This window comes from Parageobacillus sp. NEAU-HV-2, from assembly GCF_059115485.1.
In genome coordinates, this window is the sequence record NZ_JBXUJJ010000002.1 from 39,206 (window position 1) to 62,900 (window position 23,695).

The following is a 23,695-nucleotide window of genomic DNA, read 5'->3' on the forward strand; positions in this document are numbered from 1 at the left end:
CGGGGGAAAATTTCTCGACCTGATCAAAAATATGATAAAATAACATAGTTATTATTTTCAATGTGATCAAATTAGGGAAGGGATCGTATGTCTACGTCGAAATTATTGCGCGGGACGTTTATTCTGACAGCTGGTGTCATGATTTCTCGGATTCTCGGTTTAATTTACGTAATTCCTTTTTATCATCTTGTTGGCGAACGAGGCGGCGCGCTTTACGGGTACGGGTATGTGCCGTACCAAATTTTCCTCAGCCTTGCTACCGGAGGGCTGCCGCTGGCCGTTTCCAAATTCGTGTCCAAGTATAATGCGTTGGAAGAATACCGACTTGGTTACGAGCTGTTTCGTTCAGGCCTGCGATTTATGATGCTAACCGGCATCTTGTCGTGCGCGATTTTATATATGATTGCGCCGTGGCTTGCCCCGTTTGTCATTGATGAACGGGCAAATGTCAATTCTATTGACGATGTCGTCACGGTCATTCGTGCCGTAAGCTTTGCGCTTCTTGTCGTGCCTGTGATGAGCTTGATTCGCGGTTTTTTCCAAGGTCATGAATCGATGGGACCGACAGCCTTATCCCAAGTTGTCGAACAAATTGTTCGCATCGTTTTTCTGCTTGCGGGCTGCTATGTGGTGATGCGCGTATTGAACGGCTCTGTCGTTACCGCTGTCAGCGTGGCGACGTTTGCCGCCTTTGTCGGAGCGGTTGGAGGACTTATCGTTCTTCTTTGGTATTGGTGGAAGCGCAAGCCATATTTGGACAAGTTATTAGCGAGGGACCGCGGCGAGGTGACGCTTTCCGTAAAAGAAATGTATAAAGAATTATTGCTGTATGCCGCTCCGTTTGTATTTGTCGGACTGTCGATGTCGCTTTACCAGTTAGTCGACCAGTTTACATTTAACCATGCGATGGCCAGTATCGGACTCGGGAAGATATCGGAGCACGCCTACTCAGTTTTTAATATGTGGGTGCAAAAATTGGTGATGATTCCGGTGACGCTGGCAACCTCCTTTAGTTTAACGCTCATTCCAACCATCACAAAGGCGTATGTAGAAAGAGACCAAAAATCGCTGCGGAAATATTTAAATCAAACGTTTCAAGTCATCATGTTTTTAACATTGCCGGCGGTTGTCGGAATGGCCGTTCTCGCCGAGCCGGTGTATGCCGCGTTTTATAGCCATGATCCGCTCGGGGAGCAAGTGTTGCGCTGGTATGCGCCAACTGCCATTTTGTTCGCATTGTTTTCCGTGACGGCGGCCGTGTTGCAGGGGATTAATCAGCAGCGTTTTACGGTCATCAGTTTAACGATGGGGCTGATTTTAAAGCTGTCCCTCAATACGTTCCTAATTACCAAGTTTGCGACGGTTGGCGCGATTTTGGCGACGACGATCGGTTATTTTGCTTCGGTTGTCTTTAATTTATGGATTATTAAAAAATACACCAACTACCGATATCAGTTTGTCATACGCCGCACGATTTTTATTGGCATATTAACGGCGCTTATGTCCGTATTGGTTGCGATTGTGCAGCTGTTTTTGAAATCGATGCTGCATTATCATGGCGGAATAGTGGAATCGATCGTGATGGTCGCAATTGGCGCGCTTGTCGGCGCAGGAGTGTATTTCTTCTTCAGCGCCCGGTCTGGTCTGTTTGTTTCGCTGTTTGGCGATCGCTTTGCATTTTTGCGCCGTAAAAAGGAAAAGAAGGCGGTCTCCTAGCCGCCTTCTTTTCTAAAAGATTAAAATTGTTCAAAAGGAAGCCCAAGCCGGCGTTCGACTCGTTGCAAGCGACGGTTAAGACGATTGAGACGATCTTCATGACGCTCTAACGTCCGTTCGATTCGATTCAGTTGCTGCTGAATGTTTCCGAGACCTCCTGGGAAACCTCCTGGGAAGCCAGGACCAAAAGGTTGAGTAGGTTGTTGACGATAATCATCTGTCATTGAAGGATAATAATAATAATTCATTATGGGTCAATCTCCTTTCTTCCTTTTTCTTTCATAGTGTATGGAAATAGGAAGAATGCGGACTAGACAAACGCCTAATTTGACCCAAATTTTTTTAAGGTGGTGAAAATATTGGGGCTGCGTATTGATAAAATGCTGGCCAACATGGGGTATGGGACAAGAAAAGAAGTAAAAAAATTGCTGAAATCAGGGGTCGTCAAAATTGACGGAGTTGTGGTCAAAGATCCGCAAACACAAGTCAACCCGACAGAGCAGGTCGTGACAGTGCGGGGAGAAGAAGTGGAGTATAAAGAGTTTATTTATCTAATGATGAACAAGCCGCCGGGAGTCATTTCGGCAACGGAAGATATGATAGAAGAAACGGTCGTTGACTTGCTGGAAGAGGAAGACCGCGTGTTTTCGCCATTCCCGGTCGGGCGGCTAGATAAAGATACGGAAGGGCTTTTATTGTTGACGAATGACGGACAGCTGGCCCACCAATTACTTTCGCCGAAAAAACATGTGCCAAAAACGTATTTTGCTGTCATTGACGGAGAGGTGACAGCGGAAGATGTGGCGGCATTCCGCCGCGGCGTGGTGCTAGATGACGGTTACGAAACGAAGCCGGCGGAGCTCGTTATTTTAAAATCCGGGCTTCGTTCCGATGTAGAGGTAACGATCACAGAAGGAAAGTTTCACCAAGTGAAGCGGATGTTCCGGGCGGTAGGCAAACGGGTCATTTACTTAAAGCGGATTCAAATGGGGCCTCTTGTTCTCGATCCTTCACTAGATGTTGGTGAATATCGCGAATTAACCGATGAAGAGGTGGAAATGTTAAAACAGTTTCGCCCATAAACCTCTCCCCCCTTTACTCCGTTTAGAGGAAGAGAAACTTCTCGGGAAAATGTGAAAAGCGCCAAAAAAAAGGAACCTTGGTTAGGTTCCTTTTTATATGCAAACGAAATACATATCCTTTTTTGGCATGTTGAGGCTTATTCTTGTCTTGTTATAACCTCTCACCTTTCTCTCTTCTTCGCATCCATTAAGAAGATATTCTCACCTTCTTATTGGTTGTCGTCCATTTGCCCTTGCTAGGGCTGCGAACTAGGTCGTTATACGCTAACACATTTAAATCGCGCTGAATCGTTCTTGGGGTGGTGCCAAACTCATCAACAAGTTCCTGTGTCGTTACGGTTCCTTTCTCGCTAATGTACATGTACACCGATTTAATCCGTGTTAGCATACGATGTGTTGAAGGTTTCAAAAGACCACTCCCTATCTTTGCATCATTCGCATGGCACAACATCACGGTTTCCAAGATGAGAGATTATATCTTGTTGTCTTTTTACTATCATTTTACACGAAAATAGATGAAAAATGCTACCCATTTGCCGATATTAACAAAATATTTAAACATTTTGTGAAGGAATTGTAATATCGCTGCAAAAAGAAAACTTTGACTTTGTCGATTTATTTGTGTTACGTTGACAACAAAGAGCAATGAAAAAGAAAGGAAGAGTAGGTGTGGGCATCAATTGGCTGGAAGAAGTATTAAAGCGGAAAGAAGCGTTGATTCAAGATACGCAGGCGCTTTTGCGCATCCCGAGCGTTCTTGATGAAGAAAATGCGACAGCGGAAGCGCCGTTTGGCCGCGGGATATACGAAGCAATGCAATTTTTACTGCAGCGGGGGCAGGAAGAGGGGTTTACAGCCAAAAATCTCGCTGGACTGGCTGGACATTTAGAAATGGGACAAGGCGATGAGCTTATCGGTATATTATGCCATGTCGATGTCGTACCGCCTGGGGACGGCTGGTCGAGCGATCCGTTTGCGGCGGAAATTCGCGATGGAAAAATATATGCCCGCGGCGCCATTGATGATAAAGGGCCGACAATGGCGGCGTTTTATGCGATGAAAATTGTAAAAGAACTCGGTTTGCCGCTTCGAAAACGGGTGCGCATGATTATTGGAACGGATGAAGAGAGCGACTGGCGCTGTGTTGACCATTATTTCAAGCATGAAGAAATGCCGACAATGGGATTTGCTCCGGATGCGGATTTCCCGATTATTTATGCAGAAAAAGGAATTGTCGACCTCGATTTGCGTCAGCCGTTTACCGAAATGAGCGGACAAGGCGGAATTGGGCTGCATTCGTTCCGCGCCGGCCGCCGTTACAATATGGTGCCTGATTTTGCCGAAGCAGTATTGGCTGTCAATGGTGAACAAAAAGAAAAAATAGAGCAGCAGTATCATCAGTTTTTACGTGAGGCAAACATGAAAGGAAATACCGTTGCCAAAGGTGAAATGATCACTTTTCAACTAGAAGGGGTTTCCGCGCACGCGATGGAGCCGGACAATGGAAAAAATGCCGGCTTATGGCTGGCGAAGTGGCTTTCTAACATCGAGCTCGATGCGCCGGCAATGTCGTTTATTCGCTTTATAACCGACTATTTCTTTGCCGATTCACGGGGAAAACAGTTAGGAATTGCCTACCGTGATGAGATTACCGGCGATTTAACGGTGAACGTCGGCATCTTGTCGTACGACCGGCAAGGCGGTGCAAAAATTGGTTTAAACATCCGTTACCCGGTTACGAATGAAATAGAACGAACAAAACAAAAACTAGAAGCCGTTGCGGCGCAACATGGCTTTACGGTTGAGCGTTTCAGCGACTCCAAACCGCATTATGTCGACCAAAATCATGAACTAGTGCGGACGCTGCAACGTGTATACGAAGAGCAAACCGGTGAGCGCGCTACGCTGCTTTCCATCGGCGGCGGTACCTATGCCCGCTCCTTAAAAGCGGGAGTCGCGTTTGGGCCGCTGTTCCCGGGACGGCCGGACGTAGCACACCAAAAAGATGAATACATCATCATTGATGATTTGCTAAAAGCTACGGCTATTTATGCCCAAGCTATTTATGAATTAGCGAAATGAAAAATTACCAAATTTATGTTACGATAAAGTTAACCGCTCTTTGTGGAGCGGTGCTTTTTTGCGAAAGGATGGGAGAAGCGGCATGGAAGCAACGCTGAAACGTGGGGAATCGACCAGCAAGAATGTATTTCCGCTTTTTTATTTTTTTGTGTTTTTCGCCTTTGGGGCGCTATTTCCACTTTTGTCTGTCTATTTGCAAGAAGAGGTTGGACTTTCCGGGACGGAGATCGGGGCCATCATGTCCATCAGCCCGGTAGTGATGATGCTGACCCAGCCGCTTTGGGGAATGATTACCGATTATACACGCAAACCCGTTTTCGTGCTAACCATTGCATTATGGGTTACTGCAATCATCGGATTCGTTTATTCATTGGCTGAGGAATATCACTGGCTTATTGTGATCACGGCTTTGCTCGCAGCGATGCAAAGCGCCATCGTGCCGATTTCAGATAGCATTGCCCTTCATCACGTACAACAAGATGGCGGCAGTTATGGCTCGATTCGTTTATGGGGGTCACTCGGCTTTGCGGTCGCCGTATTAGCCGGCGGCTCGTTGTCTGACCGTTTTGCCTTTATTATCATTTTTTATTTGTTTTCGTTTATGCTAATATTAGCCGCTTTGCTTGCCTGGCGGTTTCCAAAACAGAGCCAAACGATGAATGGGGGAACGCTTCGCGGAGTCAAACAGTTGCTTGCCATTCCACACTTTTTGCTATTGCTGCTCTCTACGTTTCTCATTTTTGGTCCGATTTTAGCCAATAATTCTTATTTTGGCATCTTGATTAAGCAGCTTGGCGGAACATTGACAGGAATTGGACTTGCATTTTTACTGGCTGCGGGAAGTGAAGCGCCATTTATGAAAATGACGGATGGACTGATCCGCCGCTTCGGACTGATTCCGCTCTTCATTTTTGCCACGGTAGTATCGGGCTTGCGCTGGCTCCTGTATTTTTGGGAACCGCCGCTTGTTCTCGTATATATGACAACGATTGTGCAAGGTTTTTCCGTCGGCTTGTCGATCCCGGTGGCGCTTCAATATGTGCGCGATATCGCTCCGAAGCATGTGCAGGCGACAGCCGTATCCCTTTACTCTGCTGCCGGGAACGGATTGGGCGCCTGGTTTTGCACCTTTATCGGCGGATATCTTCTTGATCGCTACCATATTGGAGCTGTATATTTATTTTTTAGCGTTTGTACGTTTATCGGCATATTGGCATTAATCGCGATTTATTGGCTAAATAAGAAAAATCATTCTGCAGGTGAAGAAAGATGAAACAAACACATTATTTTATCGCGGTTCCGATTGCTGCGGAAGTCAAAAAGCAAATTGCCCAATGGAAAGAGCAAATCGCCTCTGCTTTTCCGTTCCGGACATGGGTGCACGAAGAAGATTATCATATTACATTAGCGTTTTTAGGGCATGTTCCACCGGTAAAGGTAGAAGAAGTGCGGGAAAAGATGGCTGAAGTGACAGTACGCCATACCCCGTTTTCTTTATCGTTATCGGAAATCGGTACGTTTGGCGACCGAACCGCACCGCGCATTTTATGGCAAGGAGTGGAAAAAGAAGAGAAACTGTGGGTGCTGCAGCGCGATGTGCATACAGCTTGCACCGATATCGGCTTTTCTTTAGACAAACGGCCATTTACCCCGCATATTACCATTGCCCGCAAATGGCAAGGAAGCGAGACGTTTCGCCTCGAGGAGCTGAAACAGAAACCGAGGATAGCGGCGACTTTTTCAGTTCATGAAATCGTGCTATATCAAACCCATTTAGAGAGAACGCCAAAGTATGAGGCAATCGCTTCGTTTCCGTTTTCGGAAAAAGCAACTCCATGAACCTCTCCCACCTACACTCCGTTAAGAGGTGGGAAACTTCTCGGTGGACATGTTAAAAGGGGAGTGTGGCAAGTGTGGGTCAATTAATTAAGCTGCAAGATTATATTTCTCGATATGAAACCGATGTATATCACTATGCTCCTGAATTTATTCGCCTGAAGAAAAAGCAATGGGAGCAAACGAAAGAACGATGGGAAACTGCCCGAAGAAGCAATCCTGCTCCCGCCCAAGAGGAAACATGGGAGTGGCTGCTGGAAAAGCCGTCGTTGTTGGAGCGGATGAAAAAATGGGTTCGGCGTTCTTCCATATCAGAAGATGATGCGGACGTTCCAAGCGCTGATAAGAACGATATTGCAATGAAAGCCGACAATATCGATGAACTAAAACTGTTATTTTTAGAAGAAATATTTCATATGCAGCTAAAGTGGGCAAGTTCTACCGCCTGGTCTGAATCCAATGTAGAATCAAAATTTTACTACGACGAAACATTAAAATATTTTTTGCAGCGTTTTCCCGATACGTACCTATGCTTATATAAGCCAGTATTTTTAGTAAAAAGCGCCCGAGTCGAACTCGATATCCTTTTGCTAAGCCCGACAGCAACATGGTGCATCACCATTGTCGAAGGAGAAAAAGATAATATTATCATCGCTTCTTCCGACCGCTTTTGGACGGAGATGACGAAGCGGGGAGAAAGAAGACGAATCAACCCGGTTATTGCACTGCAGCGCATGGAAAAAATTGTTGCTGATATATATAAACGGTATCATATCGATTTCCCTGTGAGAAAAGCGGTAATTAATCGCTACGGCTATATCGATGACCACCATTCTCTTAGCGGTATCGAATGCATTGATAAACGAAATTATGCCCGCTGGTTTGCGGAGTTAAGACAGCTGGCGATTCCGCTAAAGCATGTACAATTAAAAGCGGCGTCTTCACTGCTCCGTCATTGCTACAGCCATTATGATATCCGAACCGCTTGGAATACGGATGAGGAAAAGGTGTAAAGCTAATTACACCTTTTTTTGTTTACACAAATTTCTCCGACATACGAGAATGCTTCAGCTGTCACCCACTTTCTTGGCACCGCATTTTTTCTTTCACGTATGATAATAACACAGCCTGTATCAAAAGGGAGGTGAGCAGATTTGCTAGATATAAATCGGAAATTTGCCGCATATTTAGATGCAATGAATATGGTGACGGTGTTAGTGCCGAAGTCGTATTGCAATGGAGAAATGCAAACTTTTACGTTAGAAACGCCATATGGTAAGCGGCATCCTTTAGCCATAGAGCGAAAAACGGATTTAGGGGAAAGTGTCAAATACGAATGTTTATGTACGATCCCGATTGAAATAGGAAGGGAATATCTTCTTTATGATCATCAAGGAGAAGCGACCGATTTGCAAATTGGCGCAGTCGTGCGGACAGCGGCATTTGATGACCATTTTTTTTATGACGGCGATTTAGGTGTAGAGTATACAAAGGAAAAAACGACTTTCCGCATTTGGGCGCCGACGGCGACAGAGGTGAAAGTAAAGCTAGTTCAACCGCAAACGAACGCGGCCGAATATATAGAGCTGGAGCGGCTGGAAAAAGGAGTATGGACGACAACCGTACTCAGCGATTTGGAAGGAATGTATTACACTTACGTCGTATGTGTAAACAAAATTTGGCGCGAAGCGGTGGATCCGTATGCGGTGGCCGTCTCTGTCAACGGGGAGTATGGAGTGATTGTTGATTTGGCGAAAACACGAACGGAAAAGCCGCCTCTCCCTCCGCTTTCTTCACCGGCTGACGCGATTATTTACGAAATGCATATCCGCGACTTTACCATTCATCCCGAAAGCGGTATAGTCCATAAAGGAAAATATTTAGGATTGGCCGAACTTGATACAAAGGGGCCAAATCAGACGACAACGGGGCTTTCCTATTTAAAGGAATTAGGTGTTACGCATGTTGAACTGCTGCCGTTTAATGATTTCGCCGGGGTGGATGAACGCGACCCGCTGCGGCAATATAACTGGGGCTATAATCCAGTTCATTATAATGCACCGGAAGGAAGCTATGCGACCGATCCAACGGACCCGTATGCGCGCATCTGCGAGTTAAAACGCGCGATTTGCGCGCTACAGGAAAACGGCATCCGCGTCATTATGGATGTAGTCTACAACCACGTTTATGTACGGGAACAGTCTTCCTTCGAGAAAATCGTTCCCGGGTATTATTTCCGTTATGATAAGTACGGTAATCCCACTAATGGCACCGGAGTTGGAAATGATATTGCTTCCGAACGGAAAATGGTGCGAAAATGGATCGTGGACTCGGTTCGTTTTTGGGCTGAGGAGTACCATGTTGATGGATTCCGTTTTGATTTAATGGGAATTTTAGATGTAGAAACAATGAAAGCAGTTCGCGAAACGCTCGATGCGCTCGACCCGTTCATTCTCGTATTTGGAGAAGGCTGGGATTTGCCGACACCGCTGCCGTCCAAGCAAAAAGCAACGATGTATAATGCCGAACAGCTGCCGCGCATTGCCTATTTTAACGATTATTTTCGCGATAGTGTGAAAGGAAGTACGTTTCAGCTGCCGGACAGAGGATTCGCGCTTGGCAATTGCGATCATCGCGAAAAGGTGAAAGTGGCAATTAGCGGAAGCATTCGCAAAAAAGGTGGAATGTTTCTTCATCCGCTGCAAACCGTGAATTATGTCGAATGTCATGATAATCACACACTATGGGATAAAATGGAAACAGCAAACAGCCATGAAAATGAACAAACGCGGAAGAAGCGGCAAAAATTAGCGACCGCGATCGTTCTGCTCTCGCAAGGAATTCCATTTTTGCATAGCGGACAAGAGTTTTACCGAACGAAACAAGGAATAGACAACAGCTATAACGCTCCTGATTCGATTAATCAAATCGACTGGGTCCGAAAGAGCGAGCATGAGGATGATATCCGCTACATTCAAGGGCTGATTCAACTGCGGAAATCCCATCGCGCTTTTCGATTTTCTACTGACACGGAAGTAAACCATCACCTTTTTTTTCTTGAACCACTGCCGCCATCTGTAATCGCTTATCATCTTCGCAGTGTGGAGCAATATGGGCCTTGGCGTGATATTATCGTCATTCATCATAACCAAGAAGAAAAGCAAGATGTGTTTCTTCCCGATGAAGATCAATGGCATGTGCTTTGCGACGGGGTTCGCAGTGGAACGGTTCCGCTGTTTTCCGTACAGAAAAAAATAAGCGTCGATGGAATTGGAACATGGGTGCTTGTGAAACAAATATAATTTTCCTGTTTTTTGAAACTCACATAAAATATTTGCAAGAAGTGACTATATTTCAGTATAATACAAGTAAAATGAACGGATAAGGACGTGGTTCAGCCGTCCTTTTTATTTACAAAAAATGTATAAAATCTAGTAGGACAGCTATTGTCTGAAAATACGGAATCAGGTGATCGCTGTCTCTTATTTTTTAAGTCGAAGGTGAACATGCTTTGGAACAGTTATTAGGGAAGGAGTGGGACATCACTCCGGCTGGCGGCGCAACGGGAGATGCCTATTTTGCGGAATATGAAGGGAAAAAGTTGTTTTTAAAACGTAATTCTTCCCCATTTCTTGCGGTTTTGTCAGCGGAGGGAATCGTCCCGAAATTAGTTTGGACGAAACGATTGGAAAATGGGGATGTATTTACCGCACAACAGTGGCTGAACGGCAGGGAATTAAAGCCGCATGAGATGGGAAGTGAACAAGTAGCGAGCTTACTGCGCAAAATTCACCGTTCCAAAGACTTAGTGACCATGCTGAAGCGGCTCGGCAAAACTCCGTTGCGGCCAGAAATGATGTTAGAAACACTAAAAGAATACTTTGCTCGTCATGCGTTTGCCAATCCATTCATCGGTCAAGCGTTTCACTGGCTCGAACAGCACTTATCTTCCTTGCAATGTGATGAGTATGTTGTCTGTCACTGCGATATTAACCATAACAATTGGCTGCTTGCCGAAGACGGCAAATTGTATTTAATTGATTGGGACGGTGCGATGATCGCCGATCCCGCTATTGATATAGGCATGCTTCTTTACTCCTATATTCCGGAAGAAAAATGGGAAGAATGGCTGGAACTTTATGGTCTTGAACTAACTGACAGCCTACGTCTGCGCATGAAATGGTATACGATCGTGCAAACCCTTTATTCGCTTATATGGCAAAAGAAAAAAAATGCGGAAAAGGAAATGCAACAATCGCTGCATTTCCTACGTAAGCTGGTTGACCCAGTCCGATAATTGCTGCTGATGGGATAAAATGTGTGAGTTTAAATCAGCGCTGTATTTTCCGTTTTGCCCATATGCGTAAATATCAGGAAGGATACTTTTGACTTGCGGATGCACTTGTTCATTTCCCAGCAATGATTTGACAAGCCGCTCAATTTGTTCGCATTCGGAAACGGTGCCGCAGCAGTCGGCTTGGTGTTCCGATAAAATGTCTTTTAATATGGTGATCTGATGATAATGATTTAGTGGCAATGGTTACCACCATCCTTCTAAAAAATATGCGCTGCATTTTATAATATGTACTTCTACAGCAGAGTTTATGATTGTCACCTTTTGCAGTCGTATGTGCGGCTGTGTTTTTTTATGCTTTCCGATTATTGGCTTGCATAGGAATATGCATTCGTGGTATCGTTGACAACGATGAACAAAAAATAGAGGTGTCAGTATGCGTCTACGTAACAAACCATGGGCTAAAGAAAAAATCGCTTCTTACCCAAATTATGTGATTCCTCATCCGGAACAATATAAAGGGAGATGGAGAGAAGTATTTGGCAATGATCACCCTATCCATATTGAAATTGGTACTGGCAAAGGGAAGTTTATCACTGAAATGGCCAAATTGCATCCCCATATTAATTACATCGGCATTGAACTATATCCGAGCGTACTTGTCTCTGCGCTTGATAAACTCATCGAAAGTGAACTGCCGAATGTACGGTTGTTAAATGTCAATGCGAAAGATTTGGCGAATTTTTTCGCCGGGGGGGAAATCGAGCGCATTTATTTAAACTTTTCCGATCCGTGGCCGAAAAAACGGCATGAGAAACGACGCCTAACTTATCGGGCTTTTTTGGAACTGTATGAAAAAGTGTTGGTGGACGAGGGAGAGATTCATTTAAAAACGGATAATCAAGGCTTTTTTGAATATTCGCTTGTAAGCTTTTCCCAATATGGCTTAGTGCTGACGCATGTCAGTTTAGATTTGCATCATAGCGATTTTGCTGGAAATGTGATGACCGAATACGAGGAAAAATTTGCGGCAAAAGGGAACCGCATTTATCGGTGTGAAGCAAAATATCCGCCGAAACATTTGGCGTAAAAGGCTGTCTAAGCCTTTTATTTTTTTTGTTTTCGAAATATTTGCGGAAGTGTTACACTAAATAACGAGGTGATGGGAAAATGGAACAATTAAAAGTAGGAAAAATCACATTGACATGGTTAAACGGAGGGGTAACACATTTAGATGGCGGCGCGATGTTTGGGGTCGTTCCAAAGCCGCTTTGGTCGAAAAAGTATCCATGCAACGACAATAATCAAATTGAACTGCGCACCGATCCTATTCTTGTGCAGGCGGATGGAAAAAATATGTTGATTGAGTCCGGTATCGGCAACGGCAAATTGTCGGACAAACAAAAGCGCAATTTCGGCGTTACGGAAGAATCATCGCTCGAGCAATCACTTCACGAGCTCGGTTTAACAACCGATGATATTGATATCGTGATGATAACGCATATGCATTTTGACCACGCATGCGGTTTAACCAAATGGGAAGGCGAACGGCTCGTTTCGGTGTTTCCGCGCGCACAAATTATTACGTCGCAAGTGGAATGGGATGAAATGAGACAACCAAACATCCGCTCACGCAATACATATTGGAAGGAAAACTGGGAGCCGATTGCCGAACAAGTCGTTCCGTTTGAAAAAGAAAAGGAAGTCGCCAATGGCATTAAAATGATACATACAGGCGGGCATAGCGACGGACACTCGATCATCGTAATGGAGTCGGACGGGGAAATGGCAATTCATATGGCTGATCTGCTAGGGACACACGCCCACCAAAATGTACTATGGGTGATGGCATACGACGATTATCCGATGACGTCTATTTTTGCGAAACAAAAATGGATTCCATATGGCATTGAAAAACAGGCGTGGTTTACGTTTTATCATGATGCGTATTATCGCGCTCTAAAGTGGGATGAAAATGGAAACATCATCGCACACGTAAAGCGGAGTCACTCGTAAGTGTGAGTGCGGATGGATGCTTTCGAAAGCAGCATCCCCCGCTTATATCGGCCTGGTGTCAATAATCGTTCCCGTGTAGGCGTCGATGACAAATTCATATTGGGCAGCATCGCGGCAAATACCGCCTTTATAAACAGTATAGCGGATGTTGTTTTTTTCATACGTTTCTGGTGTGGTTTGAATCCAGGAGCCGCTGATCGGCCCGGATTGCCCAAACGCCGCCTTTGCTAAAGAAAGCGCTTTTTCTGAAGAAATCATCTGCCGATCCAGTTGTGTCTTAATGGCGTAGGCAGCGGCAAAACCAAGCGCGGCGCCGGTGATAAACTTTTTCCAACTCATGACATAAAAACCTCCTCTTTGCATTTGATACCGTTTAGTATATCGCATTTTGGCGGCAAAGATAAGAAAAGTGGAAAACTATTTCGAGGTTCGTTACAATAAAGTCAAGAAGAAAAAGGGGTTAGTGAAGATGAATGTGGAGACACTTCAATTGTTTCAAACGCTGACGGAATTGCCGGGAGCGCCAGGAAATGAACATGCCGTGCGCCATTTTATGCGTAAGGAACTGGAAAAATACGCCGATGAAGTGGTGCAGGACCGGCTTGGCAGCATTTTTGGCGTCAAGCGCGGCGATGAAAACGGCCCTACCGTGATGGTGGCCGGACATATGGATGAAGTCGGATTTATGGTCACTGCCATTACCGACAACGGCATGATCCGCTTTCAACCGCTCGGTGGCTGGTGGAATCAAGTATTATTGGCGCAGCGCGTACAAATTATCACCGACCGCGGTCCGGTCATCGGCGTCGTCAGCTCGGTCCCGCCGCATTTGCTAAACGAAGAACAGCGCAACAAACCGATGGAGATCAAAAACATGCTCATTGACGTCGGCGCCGATGACCGAGAAGACGCGAAACAAATGGGCATTAAACCAGGCCAGCAAATCGTACCGATTTGTCCGTTCACCCCGATGGCCAATCCGAAAAAAATTTTGGCCAAAGCGTGGGACAACCGCTACGGATGCGGGCTTGCCATTGAATTGCTGAAAGAGCTGAAAGATGAGAAACTGCCAAACGTATTATACTCCGGGGCTACGGTTCAGGAAGAAGTCGGACTGCGCGGGGCGCAGACGGCGGCGACAATGATTCAGCCCGATATCTTTTTTGCGCTAGATGCAAGCGCGGCCAACGATATGACGGGAGATGAAAAGGAATTTGGCCACCTTGGTAAAGGGGCGCTTGTCCGCATTTATGACCGCTCGATGGTCACCCATCGCGGCATGCGCGAATTTGTGCTAGATACGGCAGAAACGCATGGCATTCCATATCAATTTTTCGCTATGCCAGGAGGCGGAACGGACGCCGGGCGCGTACATATCGCAAACAGCGGCGTGCCATCAGCTGTCATCGGCATTTGTTCCCGCTATATTCATACACATGCGTCCATTATTCATGTCGATGACTATGCAGCCGCAAAAAAACTGCTTATTGAGCTTGTCAAGCGCTGTGACCGGGCCACGGTGGACGCGATTAAGAAAAATAGCTAAACAAGCTGAGAAGTCTTGCGCCACAAGACTTCTCTTTTTCCGTACAAAGGAGTGAAATGAGTTGGAAATCATTGCAATCGGCACTACCAATCAAGCGAAAGTAGCAGCGGTTCGGGGAGTTTTTGCTCCAGATCGTTATACGCTCATCCCAACGAATGTGCCATCGGGCGTTTCCGCCCAACCGCTTTCCGATGAAGAAACGCGTCAAGGCGCAATCAATCGCGCCAAACATGCGCTAGAAAAAGAGCAGGCCGATATCGGCATCGGTTTGGAAGGCGGCGTAATGGAGATCGATGGAGAGCTATGGCTGTGCAATTGGGGAGCGCTTGTCGACAGGGACGGCACTGTCATTACCGCCAGCGGGGCGCGCCTACCCCTCCCTGCTGAAGTGGCAGAAGGAATTCGCAGCGGCAGAGAGCTTGGTGACGTCATGGTGGAATATACAGGAAAACGAAACATTCGCCATCAGGAAGGTGCCATCGGCGTATTTACGAACGGCCATGTTGATAGAGCCAGCATGTTTCGCCACATCGTTCAGCTTCTTGCCGGTCAATATCAATTTTTTTGTCAAAATCGTTGATTCACGATATGATAAAAGGGTATAGAAAGGAGTTTCATGGATGAAAGCAATTGAAACAGCGGCACAATATGAAAATGTGAAAAATACAAAAAAAGCGATTTTTGTGTTTTCGGCAGACTGGTGCCCAGACTGCCGCTTTATTCAGCCGTTTCTGCCGGAAATCGAAAAAACGTTTTCCGATTATGAGTTTTATTATGTCGATCGTGACCAATTGCTTGAAGTATGCCAGCAAGAAAATGTGTTTGGCATTCCAAGCTTTATTGCCTATGACCATGGAAAAGAACTCGGCAGATTTGTCAGCAAAGACCGCAAAACGAAAGAGGAAGTCGAGCAGTTTATCCGTGGCTTGTCATAGCTAGGGGGCGCGGCGATGGACAGCAAACAAATGTATGAGGAAATCAAAAAACGGCTTGCCCATCATCATGATTGGGTTTTCCAATTGGACCGGAAGAACGATACGCTCCGCATTGAAGCAAAAGAAACGAAAAAAGGAGTCACCATTTCGCTTCCCGGTGTCATTGCGAAATGGCACGAACAAAAAGAGGAAGCGATTAACGAAATGATATATTACGTGGAACAAACGTTACATACGATGCATGAGGAGCATACGCTTTCCGGCAAAGAAAAAGAGATTTATCCGGTGATTCGTTCCACCTCGTTTCCGACGAAAACGAAAGAAGGAATTCCCCTTCTTTATGACGATCATACGGCGGAAACGCGCATTTATTATGCGCTCGATTTAGGAAATACGTATCGTCTCATTGACGAAAAGATGGTGGAGCAGGAACAATGGGACAAAGAACGAATAAAGCAAATCGCCCGTTTTAACGTCCGCTCGCTCGATGTGAGCGTCAAAGAGGACAAAGTTGCCGGAAACACGTTTTATTTTGTGAATACGAATGACGGCTATGACGCAAGCCGGATTTTAAATGATGCTTTTTTGGCGAAAATGAGAAAGAAAGTTACAGGAACGATGGCGCTCGCCGTGCCTCATCAAGATGTGCTCATTATTGCCGATTTGCAAAACGAAGTCGGATATGATGTGCTGGCGCAAATGACAATGAGCTTTTTTGCCAACGGACGAGTGCCGATTACTGCATTATCATTTCTATATGAAGACGGAAAATTAGAGCCGATTTTTATTTTAGGGAAAAATTATCGCAAAAAATAGAAAGAGGGTGGCTTACCGTGAACGTATTTTACAATCAAGAAGGGGTCGGCGATGTACTGCTTGTTTCTGTAAAACCGATTCCGTCGGAGCAGCGGGCATTCGAAAAAAAAGGTGATGTTGTCCGCATCTTTGATGAACAAACAGGAGAAACGGCAGGCTATAACATTTTTCAGGCTTCCACTTATCATCCTTTTAATGGAAATGGGTTGTTGGAGCTGAATGAAGAGCTTGTTTCTGCCATTAACGAGATATTGAAAAAAAATGGTTGGAACGAAACGATCGAAGCCGATCTTTCGCCAAAGTTTGTCGTTGGTTATGTGAAAGAGAAAAAGAAACATCCGAACGCCGATAAACTGAGCGTATGCCAAGTCGATGTCGGAACAGAAGTATTGCAAATTGTATGTGGGGCGCCAAATGTGGCGGAAGGGCAAAAAGTCGTGGTTGCTAAAATCGGCGCCGTCATGCCGAGCGGGCTTGTCATTCAGGAAACGGAATTGCGTGGAGTCCCGTCATACGGAATGATTTGTTCGGCAAGGGAATTGGAATTGCCAAACGCTCCGCAAGAAAAAGGCATTTTAGTATTACCTGATGAGTATGAAGTAGGGCGGCCATTTACTTGGTAATAATACGATAGTCACTAGACTGGTTTCTAGTGACTTTTTTTCCGAAAACGAATGGAACAGAAAGAGTGATTTAGCGATGAAATGGCTTAAACGGATGATCCGCTACTGGCTGGATTCAGACGAGGAACCAACTGCTTCCGCCGGTCAGCAGCACCGCGGCCGGCCGACGGCTTCCCAACTGGATGTGAAAGTACTGTATCAATACCCAAAAGGGAACTTTCGTTTTCCGCTTATTCCGGATGACCGGCCAGCGGAACGACGCTTCTCATCATTAGGGCAGGAATATGAGGAAAACGGCCAAGCTGTTTCGCTCCGCCGCAATGTACCGAAACACGACGAAAGCAGGCAGGACAATAACAAAAAAACATTCCGCCCTTCCGATGTGCTGTCGCCTATTTATGGATATAATAGAAAAATGACGAAAAAAGACGATCCTGTAATCGAATGGGAGCTGCCTTCCTATTCGAAAGATGATAAGTTGTCCATCTCGTCCCGCAGCTATGTACCAAAATACGACCAAAGCGGACAGGTCGATGACAAAAAGGCATTTCGTCCTTCCGATGTGCCGTCGCCTATTTATGGATATAATAGAAAAGTAACAAAAAAGAGTGATGCGGTGATCGAATGGGAGTTGCCATCCTATACCGAAGATGATAAGTTATCCATCTCTGTATCAGAAGAGGAGGAAACAGGCGGACGTTTGGCGACTCCGGAATGCTTACATACAAGCGAAAAAGAGATAGGTGTCGAAGCGGTTCAAGAAGAGAAGGAAGAAACGGATTTACTAAACAGTGGCGAAGAACAACAAGAAACGACAGACGAGGAAAAAGAGGTGCTTATCCGAGAAGCAGAGCAGCCTGAACAGGAAGAGGAAGAAAATGATTCCAAACGCGGCTATGAAGTAAAACAGAGTCCTTCTCCGCGGCGTTCCCGCATTCCTTACAATGTTATCATGCTAAAGCAAGACCGGAAAAAGTGGGAAGAAAAAAGGCAATCTGCTAACAGCGGATATCAATTTCCGCCCCTGTCGTTATTAGAGAGTCCACAACAGCGGCACGAAAGCGATGAGCAATGGATTCGCGAGCAATGTGAGCGGCTGAACCGGACGTTTGCCAGTTTTCACATTGGCGCGAAAGTCGTCAATACGACACAAGGACCGACGGTAACGCGCTTTGAAGTGCAGCCGGATTTAGGGGTGAAAGTGAGCAAAATTACAAATTTAGCCGATGATATTAAACTAAATTTGGCGGCAAAAGATATTCGCATCGAAGCGCCGATTCCGGGAAAGCGCACGATCGGCATTGAAGTTCCAAACGTAAAAAGCCGCCCTGTGCTTATTCGCGAAATTTTAGAAAGCGAGGCGTTCCGCCACAGTCCATCGCCGCTGACGGTCGCGCTTGGGCTCGATATATCGGGGGCGCCGGCAGTCACCGATTTAAAAAAGATGCCACACGGATTAATTGCCGGAGCGACCGGTTCGGGAAAAAGCGTATGTATTAATACGATGCTTGTCAGTTTGCTGTATAAAGCCGCCCCGCATGAAGTGAAATTGCTGCTAATTGATCCAAAAATGGTCGAGCTTGCCCCGTATAACGGCATCCCGCATCTTGTCAGCCCGGTCATTACCGATGTCAAAGCGGCGACGGGTGCGCTGAAATGGGCAGTGGAGGAAATGGAGCGGCGCTATGAACTGTTTGCTCATGCAGGTGTTAGAGATATCCAAAAATATAATGAGTTGGTGAAACAAAAGGGCAGCCTAGAGCACCATCTTCCGTATATCGTCATTATTATCGACGAGCTGGCCGATTTAATGATGGTGGCTCCGGCCGATGTCGAGGAAGCGATTTGCCGCCTCGCGCAAAAAGCAAGGGCGTGTGGCATTCATTTAATTGTCGCCACTCAGCGTCCGTCTGTCGATGTGATTACTGGTTTAATTAAAGCGAACATTCCGACGCGAATCGCTTTTTCGGTTTCTTCCCAAGTGGATTCGCGTACGATTATTGATGCAAACGGCGCGGAAAAATTGCTTGGGCGCGGCGACATGCTGTTTTTGGGAAACGGTTCGTCGAAAACGGTCCGGCTGCAAGGAAGTTTTGTATCAGACGAAGAAATTGAACGGGTTGTCGCTCATGTGAAAGCGCAGATGGCGCCTTCCTATTTGTTTCAACAGGACGATTTGGTAAAAAAGACAGCGATCGGACAGGAAGAAGACGAACTTTTTTATGAAGCATGCCAATTTGTCGTTCAACAAGGAGGAGCTTCCACATCCAGTTTGCAGCGACATTTTCGTATCGGCTATAACCGCGCCGCCCGTTTAATCGAAATGATGGAGCAGCAAGGCATTATTTCCGAAGCGCGCGGCAGCAAGCCGCGAGAGGTGTTAATTACGGAAGAGGAATTGGCGAATTGGCAAGAAAATAGTATGATATGACCGTAAGTGTATGGATCCTATCATGGACGAATAATAAGAAGGATAGTCCCTGCTTCCGGTGCGCGATAGTTTTTAAGGTTGGACCGTGTTATAATGATGAAATGTGGTGCTATATCGTAAAATGAAATATATGGCAAAATTAGATGAATATCATATACTGTCTTACAGATAGACGATTGTTGGAGGGCTTAGCGATGACAGTTTATCATTTTGTTGGCATTAAAGGCACGGGAATGAGCGCGTTGGCGCAAATTCTTCACGATATGAACTATACGGTGCAAGGTTCGGATGTCGAGAAGCGCTTTTTTACGCAAAAAGCATTAGAGGAGCGGGGAATTCCGATTTTGCCCTTTAGCAAGGAAAATATTCAGCCAGGCTATACGGTGATTGCAGGGAACGCGTTTCCGGATACACATGAGGAAATACAAGCTGCACATGAATTAGGGGTGCCTGTCATCCGGTATCATCGCTTTTTAGGGGAGTTTATTCAAAAGTTTACCAGCATTGCGGTTACCGGTTCGCACGGAAAAACAACGACGACCGGTTTGCTCGCCCATGTGATGCAAGGGGCGCATCCAACATCCTATTTAATTGGCGATGGAACAGGAAAAGGAATTGCAGGGAGCAAATATTTTGTATTTGAGGCATGCGAATATCGCCGCCATTTCTTATCCTATTTTCCAGATTATGCAATAATGACGAACATTGATTTTGATCATCCCGACTATTTTGCCAATATTGATGATGTGTTTTCTGCGTTTCAAGAAATGGCATTGCAAGTGAAAAAAGGGATTATCGCTTGCGGGGATGATGAATATTTGCAAAAAATTCAGGCAAAAGTACCCGTTTTATTTTATGGATTCGGTGATGATAATGATTTCCAAGCGCGCAATATCGTTAAAACAACGGAAGGCACATCGTTTGACGTGTTTGTCCGCAATACGTTTTTTGCATCGTTCGACATTCCTCGTTTCGGTGACCATAACGTCTTAAACGCGCTTGCCGTCATCGCGCTTTGCCATTATGAGGAGATAGACGTCGGCATCATTCAAGAACGGTTGAAAACGTTCCAAGGAGTAAAGCGACGTTTTAGTGAAAAAGTGCTTGGCAACCAAATTTTAATCGATGACTACGCCCATCACCCGCGAGAAATTATTGCGACGATTGAGGCGGCAAGACAAAAATATCCCGGTCGCGAAATCGTGGCGATTTTCCAGCCGCATACGTACACGCGGACGCAGACGTTTTTAAGGGAGTTCGCCGAGAGTTTGCAACGGGCCGATCACGTGTATTTATGCGATATATTTGGCTCGGCGCGCGAGCATCACGGCAAACTGTCGATTCACGATTTGCAGGCGCAAATTCCAAACTCCCGCCTCATTCAAGAAGATAATACATCGATATTAAAGCAGCATGACAACGCGGTGCTCATTTTTATGGGTGCGGGCGATATTCAAAAGTTTCAGGAAGCGTATGAGCGAACTGTTCATTCCTAATACAAGATGACTTGAAAAAGAACAAGCGAGCTAGGCATTCTTTTGGCCGGCTCGTTTTTTGTCCGCCTTGATATTGAATATTTTGCAGGAATTTGTCGCATCGGCGTCGAACGTTTGAAAAGAAAATTATGGGTAATGGAAAAGTAAAGCGAAGCAGCAAGGAGGAAGTTTTGGTGAAAATTATTTTATACGCCAGCATCGCGCTCATTGCCATTTCTTTTTTCATATTAGTCATCTATATTGCCAGAACATTGACGGTATTGCAGGAAACCATCCGCCGCTTGACGGCGACCATTGACCACTTGGACAAAGAAGTGCAAGGCATTACGGCGGAAACAACGCAGCTTTTGCAGAAAACGAACGCGCTTGCAGACGATGTGCTGAAAAAAGTGGAAGGCTTGAATTCGCTCGTCCATGCTGTCAGCGATGTCGGTGCCACCGTCCAGTCGTTCAACCGTTCCCTGCAGCAATTTTCGTCCGCAGTGACGACGAAAGTAGAAACCCATCGTGAAAAAGTGGTAAAAGTCATGCAATTGGGAAATGCTTTTATCGAAATATGGGAAAAATGGAGAGAAAGAAAACAAAAAAAGACAAAGGAGGTTGTACCGGATGGCAAAAAATAATGGAGGATTTTGGCTTGGAGCCATTGTTGGCGGGATTGCCGGTGCGGCGGCAGCCGTGTTTTTGACAAGTGAAAAAGGGAAGCAGTGGATTGCGGAAATGAATGAAACAGGAAAATTGGAACCGGTGAAAACGACAGCGACGGAGTGGCTTGAAGTAGCGAAAGAAAAAACAAAGGAGGTCGCAAAATTTATTCCGCTTGGAAAAACGAATGAACCAACCACTTCTGCAACGGTGGAAACGACACCGGAGCCGATGACCATTCCGATTCCGTCGTCTGCAAGCGAAAAGGATAAGGAAAATATCGAAAAACTGTTAAAAGAAGCAGAAGAAGCGTTCAATGACGCTGAACAAAAGCTGCAAAAACAAAATGAGGAGTGATCGCCGTGGGAATGGAGAAACTGGAGACGATTGAGCAATTTGAAGAAGTGATGAAAGCAGGGAAACGGTTTCTATTCATCAAGCATAGCCTCACATGTCCGATCAGCCAAGCGGCGTTTCGCGAATATGAGAAGTTTGTTTCCGATTATCCGGAAGTGGATACGTATTATTTATATGTGCAAGAAGCGCGCCCGCTTTCGAACTATATTGCCGAAACGTTTGGCGTCAAACACGAATCGCCGCAAGCGCTGCTGTTTGAAAATGGAGCTGTCGTATGGCACACATCCCACTGGAATATCACATATGATTCGTTAGTAAAAGAAGTGATCAAAGCGTAAAATGGCGTCTTCAACCGAAGGCGCCATAGTTTTTCTCTCTTTGTGGCAGCTAATTTCTTCCTGTGACCATTTTCCTGTGCTGTTTTTCATAAAACGCTTTATCACTTAAAAGCGTTTAATAAATAAAGCGAATTTTTGGTGACAATCGTTCCTCTATCCATTATAATAATGACTAATTACAAAAATTGTATTACACTTGACGAAAGGATGAGGAAGCATGAGCAATGAGAGATTAGATGAGCTGCGGGCGAAGGTCGATGAGATTAACTTGCAAATTTTAAAATTGATTAATGAGCGGGGGAAACTCGTTCAGGAAATCGGGAAAATTAAAGAAACGCAAGGGACGCATCGCTACGACCCGGTGCGCGAGCGGAAAATGCTTGATTTAATTTCTGAACATAACGACGGACCGTTTGAAACATCAACGTTGCAGCATATTTTTAAAGAAATTTTTAAAGCCGGCCTAGAACTGCAAAAAGACGATCATCGCAAAGCATTGCTTGTATCGCGCAAAAAACATCCAGAAAACACGATTGTCGAAGTAAAAGGAGAAAAAATCGGCGACGGCAAGCAATATTTCGTTATGGGACCGTGCGCGGTGGAAAGTTATGAACAAGTCGCGGCGGTTGCGGAAGCGGTGAAAAAGCAAGGTTTAAAACTGCTCCGCGGCGGCGCATACAAACCGCGGACATCGCCATACGACTTCCAAGGGCTCGGTATAGAAGGATTAAAAATTTTGAAACGAATCGCTGATGAGTTTGATTTGGCAGTAATCAGTGAAATCGTCACCCCTGCCGATATCGAAATCGCGCTTGACTATATTGACGTCATTCAAATTGGCGCGCGTAACATGCAAAACTTTGAACTGTTAAAAGCGGCCGGTCAAGTGAATAAGCCGATTTTATTAAAACGAGGGCTGGCGGCCACAATCGAAGAGTTTATTAATGCGGCGGAATACATTATGTCGCAAGGAAATGGACAAATCATCTTATGTGAGCGCGGCATTCGCACGTACGAACGGGCAACAAGAAATACGCTAGACATCTCGGCGGTGCCGATCTTAAAGAAAGAAACACACTTGCCGGTATTGGTCGATGTTACCCATTCGACGGGACGTCGTGACTTGCTCATCCCTTGTGCCAAAGCCGCATTGGCGATCGGCGCCGACGGGGTAATGGCCGAAGTGCATCCAGACCCGGCGGTGGCGCTGTCCGACTCGGCGCAGCAAATGGATATTGCCCAATTTAACGAATTTATGGAAGAGGTAAGAGCGTTCCAGCAACAAATGGTAAGAGCGTAATATCGGTCCCCCTCTGGCAATCTGCTTGAGGGGGAATTTTTTTGTTTTCAGGAAAAATATGTGCTGCATGGGAAAATAGGAAACAAGCAGAAGGGTAACAATATACATAAGATAATTCATGAATTGTTTGTGAACACAATAGCAAAATAGTTGCCAATTCGTTGCGCTTCAGCCATAATGTA

The 23,695-nt window shown here is 45.6% G+C and carries 25 protein-coding genes; 21 read left to right on the forward strand and 4 right to left on the reverse strand.

Annotated elements, in window-relative coordinates; translation table 11 throughout:
* Positions 1-87 precede the first annotated feature (87 nt).
* Positions 88-1,716, forward strand: coding sequence for a putative polysaccharide biosynthesis protein (locus AC1WMD_RS03735; protein ID WP_043905824.1), 1,629 nt, complete (start codon positions 88-90; stop codon positions 1,714-1,716).
* Between the two features lie 20 nt (positions 1,717-1,736).
* Here AC1WMD_RS03735 and AC1WMD_RS03740 read toward each other — a convergent pair whose 3' ends face one another.
* Positions 1,737-1,964 carry a hypothetical protein gene (locus AC1WMD_RS03740; RefSeq protein ID WP_043905823.1) on the reverse strand — a complete coding sequence of 76 codons (228 nt, stop codon included), beginning with the start codon at positions 1,962-1,964 and terminating at the stop codon, positions 1,737-1,739.
* A 111-nt stretch (positions 1,965-2,075) separates the two neighbouring features.
* On the opposite strand from AC1WMD_RS03740, the gene AC1WMD_RS03745 reads away from it, so the two are divergent.
* Positions 2,076-2,798, forward strand: coding sequence for a pseudouridine synthase (locus AC1WMD_RS03745; RefSeq protein WP_043905822.1), 723 nt, complete (start codon positions 2,076-2,078; stop codon positions 2,796-2,798).
* A 187-nt stretch (positions 2,799-2,985) separates the two neighbouring features.
* Here the strand turns inward: AC1WMD_RS03745 and AC1WMD_RS03750 are convergent, their stop codons facing one another.
* A complete protein-coding gene (locus tag AC1WMD_RS03750) occupies positions 2,986-3,207 on the reverse strand; it encodes a DeoR family transcriptional regulator (protein WP_015864852.1) in 222 nt (73 codons plus the stop codon).
* Between the two features lie 260 nt (positions 3,208-3,467).
* Here AC1WMD_RS03750 and pepV point away from each other — a divergent pair, with 260 nt between their 5' ends.
* The 6 genes from pepV (at position 3,468) to AC1WMD_RS03780 (ending at position 11,013) form a co-directional block, all read left to right on the forward strand.
* Positions 3,468-4,880, forward strand: coding sequence for a dipeptidase PepV (pepV, locus tag AC1WMD_RS03755; RefSeq protein ID WP_494256004.1), 1,413 nt, complete (start codon positions 3,468-3,470; stop codon positions 4,878-4,880).
* 82 nt (positions 4,881-4,962) lie between these two features.
* Positions 4,963-6,153, forward strand: coding sequence for an MFS transporter (locus AC1WMD_RS03760; RefSeq protein WP_494256006.1), 1,191 nt, complete (start codon positions 4,963-4,965; stop codon positions 6,151-6,153).
* A complete protein-coding gene (gene thpR, locus AC1WMD_RS03765; protein WP_494256008.1) occupies positions 6,150-6,719 on the forward strand; it encodes an RNA 2',3'-cyclic phosphodiesterase in 570 nt (189 codons plus the stop codon). Before AC1WMD_RS03760 ends, thpR begins: the two co-directional genes overlap by 4 nt.
* Positions 6,720-6,793: 74 nt before the next feature.
* Positions 6,794-7,729, forward strand: a complete 936-nt coding sequence (locus AC1WMD_RS03770; protein ID WP_043905818.1) for an NERD domain-containing protein — start codon at positions 6,794-6,796, stop codon at positions 7,727-7,729.
* Positions 7,730-7,870: 141 nt separating this feature from the next.
* A complete protein-coding gene (gene pulA / locus AC1WMD_RS03775; protein WP_494256010.1) occupies positions 7,871-10,018 on the forward strand; it encodes a type I pullulanase in 2,148 nt (715 codons plus the stop codon).
* 209 nt (positions 10,019-10,227) lie between these two features.
* Positions 10,228-11,013 carry a phosphotransferase family protein gene (locus tag AC1WMD_RS03780; protein WP_043905816.1) on the forward strand — a complete coding sequence of 262 codons (786 nt, stop codon included), beginning with the start codon at positions 10,228-10,230 and terminating at the stop codon, positions 11,011-11,013.
* On the opposite strand, the gene AC1WMD_RS03785 is transcribed toward AC1WMD_RS03780, so the two are convergent.
* The gene (locus tag AC1WMD_RS03785; RefSeq protein ID WP_043905815.1) at positions 10,984-11,253 is read right to left on the reverse strand and encodes a YtzH-like family protein; all 270 of its coding nucleotides are present in this window, start codon (positions 11,251-11,253) and stop codon (positions 10,984-10,986) included. The two genes, AC1WMD_RS03780 and AC1WMD_RS03785, sit on opposite strands and share 30 nt — an antisense overlap.
* 193 nt (positions 11,254-11,446) lie before the next feature.
* Here AC1WMD_RS03785 and trmB point away from each other — a divergent pair, with 193 nt between their 5' ends.
* Both trmB and AC1WMD_RS03795 read left to right on the forward strand, forming a co-directional pair.
* Complete coding sequence (gene trmB / locus AC1WMD_RS03790; RefSeq protein ID WP_494256012.1) at positions 11,447-12,100, forward strand: tRNA (guanosine(46)-N7)-methyltransferase TrmB; 654 nt, start codon at positions 11,447-11,449, stop codon at positions 12,098-12,100.
* 80 nt (positions 12,101-12,180) lie between these two features.
* Positions 12,181-13,026, forward strand: a complete 846-nt coding sequence (locus AC1WMD_RS03795; RefSeq protein ID WP_494256014.1) for a YtnP family quorum-quenching lactonase — start codon at positions 12,181-12,183, stop codon at positions 13,024-13,026.
* 42 nt (positions 13,027-13,068) lie between these two features.
* On the opposite strand, the gene AC1WMD_RS03800 is transcribed toward AC1WMD_RS03795, so the two are convergent.
* Positions 13,069-13,365: a PepSY domain-containing protein gene (locus tag AC1WMD_RS03800; protein ID WP_043905812.1), complete on the reverse strand. Its 297-nt coding sequence runs from the start codon at positions 13,363-13,365 to the stop codon at positions 13,069-13,071.
* A 130-nt stretch (positions 13,366-13,495) separates the two neighbouring features.
* Here AC1WMD_RS03800 and AC1WMD_RS03805 point away from each other — a divergent pair, with 130 nt between their 5' ends.
* The 11 genes from AC1WMD_RS03805 (at position 13,496) to AC1WMD_RS03855 (ending at position 23,513) form a co-directional block, all read left to right on the forward strand.
* On the forward strand, positions 13,496-14,572 hold the full coding sequence (locus AC1WMD_RS03805; RefSeq protein ID WP_043905811.1) for a M42 family metallopeptidase: 1,077 nt from the start codon (positions 13,496-13,498) through the stop codon (positions 14,570-14,572).
* A gap of 61 nt (positions 14,573-14,633) precedes the next feature.
* Positions 14,634-15,152, forward strand: a complete 519-nt coding sequence (locus AC1WMD_RS03810) for a DUF84 family protein (RefSeq protein WP_043905810.1) — start codon at positions 14,634-14,636, stop codon at positions 15,150-15,152.
* 40 nt (positions 15,153-15,192) lie between these two features.
* Positions 15,193-15,507 carry a thioredoxin family protein gene (locus AC1WMD_RS03815; protein WP_043905809.1) on the forward strand — a complete coding sequence of 105 codons (315 nt, stop codon included), beginning with the start codon at positions 15,193-15,195 and terminating at the stop codon, positions 15,505-15,507.
* A gap of 15 nt (positions 15,508-15,522) precedes the next feature.
* Complete coding sequence (locus AC1WMD_RS03820) at positions 15,523-16,323, forward strand: DUF1444 domain-containing protein (RefSeq protein ID WP_494256017.1); 801 nt, start codon at positions 15,523-15,525, stop codon at positions 16,321-16,323.
* Positions 16,324-16,340: 17 nt separating this feature from the next.
* The gene (gene ytpR / locus AC1WMD_RS03825; RefSeq protein WP_043905807.1) at positions 16,341-16,946 is read left to right on the forward strand and encodes a YtpR family tRNA-binding protein; all 606 of its coding nucleotides are present in this window, start codon (positions 16,341-16,343) and stop codon (positions 16,944-16,946) included.
* Between the two features lie 76 nt (positions 16,947-17,022).
* Entirely contained in the window at positions 17,023-19,377 is a 2,355-nt protein-coding gene (locus AC1WMD_RS03830; protein WP_494256019.1) for a DNA translocase FtsK, read from the forward strand.
* 194 nt (positions 19,378-19,571) lie between these two features.
* Complete coding sequence (gene murC, locus AC1WMD_RS03835) at positions 19,572-20,873, forward strand: UDP-N-acetylmuramate--L-alanine ligase (RefSeq protein ID WP_494256021.1); 1,302 nt, start codon at positions 19,572-19,574, stop codon at positions 20,871-20,873.
* A 173-nt stretch (positions 20,874-21,046) separates the two neighbouring features.
* The gene (locus AC1WMD_RS03840) at positions 21,047-21,496 is read left to right on the forward strand and encodes a DUF948 domain-containing protein (protein WP_043905804.1); all 450 of its coding nucleotides are present in this window, start codon (positions 21,047-21,049) and stop codon (positions 21,494-21,496) included.
* Complete coding sequence (locus AC1WMD_RS03845; RefSeq protein ID WP_043905803.1) at positions 21,483-21,875, forward strand: YtxH domain-containing protein; 393 nt, start codon at positions 21,483-21,485, stop codon at positions 21,873-21,875. Before AC1WMD_RS03840 ends, AC1WMD_RS03845 begins: the two co-directional genes overlap by 14 nt.
* A 5-nt stretch (positions 21,876-21,880) precedes the next feature.
* Positions 21,881-22,213, forward strand: a complete 333-nt coding sequence (gene ytxJ / locus AC1WMD_RS03850; RefSeq protein WP_043905802.1) for a bacillithiol system redox-active protein YtxJ — start codon at positions 21,881-21,883, stop codon at positions 22,211-22,213.
* Between the two features lie 217 nt (positions 22,214-22,430).
* Positions 22,431-23,513, forward strand: coding sequence for a bifunctional 3-deoxy-7-phosphoheptulonate synthase/chorismate mutase (locus AC1WMD_RS03855; RefSeq protein ID WP_043905801.1), 1,083 nt, complete (start codon positions 22,431-22,433; stop codon positions 23,511-23,513).
* Positions 23,514-23,695 lie beyond the last annotated feature (182 nt).

What these genes read in the sequence shown, in the direction of transcription:
- AC1WMD_RS03735 (WP_043905824.1), top strand. Translation starts at nt 88, where the DNA reads ATGTCTACGTCGAAATTATTGCGCGGGACGTTTATTCTGACAGCTGGT.
- AC1WMD_RS03740 (WP_043905823.1), bottom strand. Translation starts at nt 1,964, where the DNA reads ATGAATTATTATTATTATCCTTCAATGACAGATGATTATCGTCAACAA.
- AC1WMD_RS03760 (WP_494256006.1), top strand. Translation starts at nt 4,963, where the DNA reads ATGGAAGCAACGCTGAAACGTGGGGAATCGACCAGCAAGAATGTATTT.
- thpR (WP_494256008.1), top strand. Translation starts at nt 6,150, where the DNA reads ATGAAACAAACACATTATTTTATCGCGGTTCCGATTGCTGCGGAAGTC.
- trmB (WP_494256012.1), top strand. Translation starts at nt 11,447, where the DNA reads ATGCGTCTACGTAACAAACCATGGGCTAAAGAAAAAATCGCTTCTTAC.
- AC1WMD_RS03795 (WP_494256014.1), top strand. Translation starts at nt 12,181, where the DNA reads ATGGAACAATTAAAAGTAGGAAAAATCACATTGACATGGTTAAACGGA.
- AC1WMD_RS03800 (WP_043905812.1), bottom strand. Translation starts at nt 13,365, where the DNA reads ATGAGTTGGAAAAAGTTTATCACCGGCGCCGCGCTTGGTTTTGCCGCT.
- AC1WMD_RS03805 (WP_043905811.1), top strand. Translation starts at nt 13,496, where the DNA reads ATGAATGTGGAGACACTTCAATTGTTTCAAACGCTGACGGAATTGCCG.
- AC1WMD_RS03815 (WP_043905809.1), top strand. Translation starts at nt 15,193, where the DNA reads ATGAAAGCAATTGAAACAGCGGCACAATATGAAAATGTGAAAAATACA.
- AC1WMD_RS03820 (WP_494256017.1), top strand. Translation starts at nt 15,523, where the DNA reads ATGGACAGCAAACAAATGTATGAGGAAATCAAAAAACGGCTTGCCCAT.
- AC1WMD_RS03830 (WP_494256019.1), top strand. Translation starts at nt 17,023, where the DNA reads ATGAAATGGCTTAAACGGATGATCCGCTACTGGCTGGATTCAGACGAG.
- murC (WP_494256021.1), top strand. Translation starts at nt 19,572, where the DNA reads ATGACAGTTTATCATTTTGTTGGCATTAAAGGCACGGGAATGAGCGCG.
- AC1WMD_RS03845 (WP_043905803.1), top strand. Translation starts at nt 21,483, where the DNA reads ATGGCAAAAAATAATGGAGGATTTTGGCTTGGAGCCATTGTTGGCGGG.
- AC1WMD_RS03855 (WP_043905801.1), top strand. Translation starts at nt 22,431, where the DNA reads ATGAGCAATGAGAGATTAGATGAGCTGCGGGCGAAGGTCGATGAGATT.